Source organism: Aeromicrobium sp. (assembly GCF_014378035.1).
In the GTDB taxonomy this organism is placed as follows: Bacteria; Actinomycetota; Actinomycetes; order Propionibacteriales; family Nocardioidaceae; genus Aeromicrobium.
The window spans coordinates 1-4,377 of record NZ_JACMOM010000148.1; the positions used below are offsets into that span (position 1 = coordinate 1).

At 66.1% G+C, this 4,377-nt stretch carries 4 protein-coding genes and 1 pseudogene; 4 read left to right on the forward strand and 1 reads right to left on the reverse strand.

Features of this window, described 5'->3' with window-relative positions; translation table 11 throughout:
- Positions 1 to 179 precede the first annotated feature (179 nt).
- Positions 180 to 1,166 (forward strand): alpha/beta fold hydrolase, encoded by a 987-nt coding sequence (locus H7290_RS07790; RefSeq protein WP_290513456.1) that lies wholly within the window; start codon positions 180 to 182, stop codon positions 1,164 to 1,166.
- 104 nt (positions 1,167 to 1,270) lie between these two features.
- On the opposite strand, the gene H7290_RS07795 is transcribed toward H7290_RS07790, so the two are convergent.
- Positions 1,271 to 1,840: a DNA starvation/stationary phase protection protein gene (locus H7290_RS07795; protein ID WP_290513457.1), complete on the reverse strand. Its 570-nt coding sequence runs from the start codon at positions 1,838 to 1,840 to the stop codon at positions 1,271 to 1,273.
- A 326-nt stretch (positions 1,841 to 2,166) separates the two neighbouring features.
- On the opposite strand from H7290_RS07795, the gene H7290_RS07800 reads away from it, so the two are divergent.
- The 3 genes and pseudogenes from H7290_RS07800 to H7290_RS07810 all read left to right on the forward strand — a co-directional run.
- On the forward strand, positions 2,167 to 3,027 hold the full coding sequence (locus H7290_RS07800; protein WP_290513458.1) for a hypothetical protein: 861 nt from the start codon (positions 2,167 to 2,169) through the stop codon (positions 3,025 to 3,027).
- A gap of 402 nt (positions 3,028 to 3,429) precedes the next feature.
- Positions 3,430 to 3,945, forward strand: a complete 516-nt coding sequence (gene nrdR, locus H7290_RS07805) for a transcriptional regulator NrdR (protein WP_290513459.1) — start codon at positions 3,430 to 3,432, stop codon at positions 3,943 to 3,945.
- A 105-nt stretch (positions 3,946 to 4,050) separates the two neighbouring features.
- Positions 4,051 to 4,377: pseudogene (locus H7290_RS07810) on the forward strand (vitamin B12-dependent ribonucleotide reductase); the annotation flags it as partial.

Below are 4,377 nucleotides of genomic sequence, written 5' to 3' on the forward strand. Positions count from 1 at the left end.
AGGCCGAGAACACTGACCCGCAGCTGCTGATGGCCCGGCTGACCGGTAACTACAGCCGCAACAACGAACGCATCGCGAAGAATCACCCGCGCAACCGCTGACCGTGACCCGCGCAGTCCGGATTCGTTGAGCCTGTGACCCCGGTCACGGGCGACGATGAGGAATATCGAGGGGACATCATGACGAGTGCGCGATCGACGATCGTTCGGGCCGGCATCGTTGCTGTCGGCGCAGGGCTGGCCGCCGGGCTCCTCGCCGCGCCGCCGGCGACCGCCGCCACCTCGACCGGCCCACGTCTCACCGTGCCGACGTCGACGATGAACCACGCGCTGTCCTGCACCGGCAACCTCAGGTCGGGCAAACAGGCACCGGTGCTCTTTCTGCACGGCACCACCTCGACGTCGAAGGCCAACTGGTCGTGGAACTGGGTGCGTGCCATGGACGCCGCCAAGCGTCCGCACTGCGAGCTCGACAGCCCCAACGGGGCCACCGGCGACATCCAGGTGTCGGCCGAGTACGTCGTCAACGCCATCAGGGTCATGAACCGGGCGGCGGGTCGTCGCATCAGCATCGTGGGTCACAGCCAAGGCGGCATGGTCGGGCGTTGGGCGCTCAAGTACTGGCCCGACACCCGCGCCATGGTCGACGACTACGTGGGCCTCGCCAGCTCGAACCACGGCTCCAGCTCGGGCGTCGCCCTGTGCGTTCTGCAACGTGGCTGCTCGGCAGCCAACTGGCAGCAGAGCACCGGTTCGCACTTCCTGACGGCGCTCAACTCCGGGCCCGAGACGTGGCCCGGCATCAGCTACACCGTCGTCGCGACCAGGTACGACGAGATCGTGGCCCCGCCCACCGCCGGATTCCTGCGGGCCGGCCCCAACGTCACCAACACCACGGTGCAGGACATCTGCCCGCTCGAGATCGTCGAGCACTTCGGCATGGCCTACGACAACGCGGCCTGGCTCGTCGGCATCGACGCGTTGACGCACGCGGGCCCGGCCACGGTGTCGCGCGTGCCCCGAAGGTGCGGCATCCCGACCATGCCTTCGGTCAACCTCGCCACCTTCGCCGTCGACGTTGCGTCGGCGTTGGCGGTCACGGTCCAGAACACATCGTCGGCGAAGACGCTCCCGGCCGAGCCAGCGCTGCGCAGCTACGCCCGCTGAGCTGCCAGACGCTGTGCCGGGATCCGCCGACGCGAGACCTGGCCAGACGTGACGAAGCCCCGATCCGCGCGAGGCGAGTCGGGGCTCCGAGCAGGGGGTGCGTTCTACTCGATGACGTCGGCGGCGTCGCTCGCTGCCTTGGAGGCCTTTTTCTCTGAGTCGGCCCCGTCGGTCGACAGCGCGCCACCGGAGTTCTCCAGGTGTGCACGGACGAACCAGTGGAACAGCTCGAGCGAGCGAGACTGGGCGATGATCATGTCTTCGGTCATCGGGTCGATGTCGGCTACGGCCGCCTGCGCCTTGCGGTGGTCGGCGACGAGGTTGACGTAGACCTCGTCCAGCGCGCCGAGGTGCTCGTTGGTGGTGCCGCGTCCGAGCGAGTAGTCCTCCCATGAGCGTCCCTTGACGATGGCACCGGGCGTGCCCTGGGGCGAGACGCCAAGGGTGGCGATGCGCTCTGCGGTCTCATCGACGAAGCCACGGACCTCATCGACGTGCGGGTCGATCATCTCGTGCACACCGATGAAGTGTGGGCCCACGACGTTCCAGTGGACGTGCTTCAGGGTGAGCTGCAGGTCGTTCAGCGCATTGAGCCGCTCCTGGAGGATGCCAGCGACCTTCTCACCTTCGGCAGGCGTGAGGCCGGGAATGGTGTATTTCGGAGTAGTAGCCATACCTCAGTTGTACCCCCACCTTGGCGATGTATGCGCGCCGAGATTGTCCACCGATGCAGTGGCGTGGGGTGCTGGGAAGCCTCTGCGTCGATGGTTGAGGACCATCGAACGCGTCATTGCTGTCAGCGGGACCGCCCGTCTGGCGACGGGGGAGCCGGCATGGTGCGCGAGAACAATTCCCGGGTTCGGCGGCACGAACGTCACCATCATCCGCACTCTGACGGAGATGACTGACGTTCACCGAAACCATCACCGTCGGCGGCACGGATGCGACCACTGAGTGGCCGACCTCTTCGGGCCTGAGCCACGCGGCATAACGTGGTGACATGGCTTTGATCGTCTGTCCACTGTGCGTCCGCGAGGACGACGTCTTTCTCCTGCGCACCCTGCCCGACGGCCGCAAGGAAGCCGAGTGCAAGGACTGCGCGTTCACCTTCACGTACGGGACCGCGGTTGAGGCGCCGACGTCGGCCGCCGCACGCCCGAAGGCTCGTTCGTCGTCGCGGGTCGCTGCGCCGGCGAAGCCCTCGGTGCTCCCGATCATCGTCGCGCGCAAGCAGTTCCCGACCGTTGACGACGCCCCGCTCGAAGCCGTCGAACGCGCCCTGTCGCTCAAGCAACAGTTCCTTGCGACCGTCCCGTACGAGCCGGACACCACGGTCGCGTCGCACTGGAAGAAGTATCAGTGGGTGTTTTCCGCCGACGGGCTCGACCGCGCGGCGAACTTCGACCTGCAGCAGTTCGTCCACGACCCCACCGGCGCGGAACAGGGCAGCACGGCCGCGCTCGACAAGGCGTGGACTCTGATGGGAGAGCTGGAGGGCGCGCGTCGCGTGCGTGCCGTCACCGGGCACCTGCTGCGGGGGAGCGGTGATCTTGAGGACCGGTTCACCAACCTCGCTGACGGCACCTTCGCGCAGGCGATGCCCGGGTACGGCGAGGCGCTGCTCACGAAGACCCTCGCCGTCGCCGAGCCCCACCGCTTCCTGCCCATCCTCGGTCTCGACGAGAAGCGCGCGATCGCCGAGGCTGTCTACGGCATCGGGGTGCCCGCCGCGGGAGTTGGCTCCTGGACGGTCGGCCGCCTCGTGGTCTGGACGAATGACCTGCTCGTCGAGCTCGGCGGCGACGGTTTTGGCGATCTGCACCATGTCGCGCAGTTCCTGCGGTGGGCCCAGAAGACATAGCGGTTCTGCAATTGGTGTCGGCTCCGGCACGCCCCGGGCCATGTCGGCAGTGCCAGAAGTGTTGACACAGGTGTGGCTCACGGTCCTGCGACACGCCGCGATGTGCGACGCCAGATCGGCCCTGACCTGCACAGATGCAGGCCCTGCAAAAAAGTGTCGGACGTCTCTGCGATCGTGTTGCACGGGTCACCTGTGCGGCGTACGATTGCACTATATCTAGTAGTTACACAGATGTAGTTCTCCACATCTAGTTGCACAGGATGTTGGGGGTTACCCACCGATTCGTTCAGATGTCCACACAGTTTCCACATCTTTTCCCCAACCGGGCCAGTTCCGAAGGCCCAAGCTGCGAAGTCGTGGAAGCAGATTCAACAAGTACTTCGGTATGAGAGGAGTTGCGCGATGCACTGCCCGTTCTGCAAGAACACTGACACCAGAGTTCTCGACAGCCGCGTCGCCGACGAGGGTGGCGCGATCCGCCGTCGTCGCGTCTGCTCCTCCTGCGAGAAGCGCTTCACCACGATCGAGCAGATGCAGCTCACGGTCGTCAAGCGGTCCGGTGCCACCGAGCCGTTCCTCCGTGACAAGGCCATCGCCGGCGTCCGCAAGGCCTGCAAGGGCCGGCCGGTGTCCGACGACGACCTGGCGCGTCTCGGCCAGCAGGTCGAGGACGCGTTGCGCGACAACGGGGCGGCGGAGATCGAGGCCCACGAGGTCGGCCTCGCCATCCTCGAGCCGCTCAAGAGTCTCGACGAGGTCGCCTACCTGCGGTTCGCGAGCGTCTACAAGTCGTTCGACTCCGTCGATGACTTCGCCGCCGAGATCGCCAGCCTGATGGCCGCCGGCGCCGATGGCGAGCTCGCCGAGCAGGCCGCCCAGCAGAAGCAGCGGCACGACGAACAGCACGACAACCACTGAACTTCACAACGAAGCACAGCATTTCTAGAAGCACAGCACGTCAATAAGCACAGCACGTCTACAAGCACCACCACACACCACGCGCGACCAACAAGGAGCAGCACGATGACGGAAACGGTCAACGGACCCACCGGTTCACCCCGCAAGGCAGCGGGCAAGTCAGGCGCCCCCAAGGGCCTGCAGATCCAGCGCGTCTACACCACCGAGGGGGTGCACCCGTACGACGCCGTCACGTGGGAGCGCCGCGACGTCGTGCAGACAAACTGGAAGACCGGCGAGAACGTCTTCGAGCAGCGCGGTGTCGAGTTCCCCGACTTCTGGAGCGTCAATGCCTCCACGATCGTCACCACCAAGTACTTCCGCGGCGCCGTCGGTGCGCCTGAGCGTGAGCAGAGCCTCAAGCAGCTGCTCGACCGCGTCGTCCTCACCTAC

Bases quoted from the DNA above. Each gene is read 5' to 3' on its own strand.
- H7290_RS07790 (WP_290513456.1), top strand. From the start codon at position 180: ATGACGAGTGCGCGATCGACGATCGTTCGGGCCGGCATCGTTGCTGTC.
- H7290_RS07795 (WP_290513457.1), bottom strand. From the start codon at position 1,840: ATGGCTACTACTCCGAAATACACCATTCCCGGCCTCACGCCTGCCGAA.
- H7290_RS07800 (WP_290513458.1), top strand. From the start codon at position 2,167: ATGGCTTTGATCGTCTGTCCACTGTGCGTCCGCGAGGACGACGTCTTT.
- nrdR (WP_290513459.1), top strand. From the start codon at position 3,430: ATGCACTGCCCGTTCTGCAAGAACACTGACACCAGAGTTCTCGACAGC.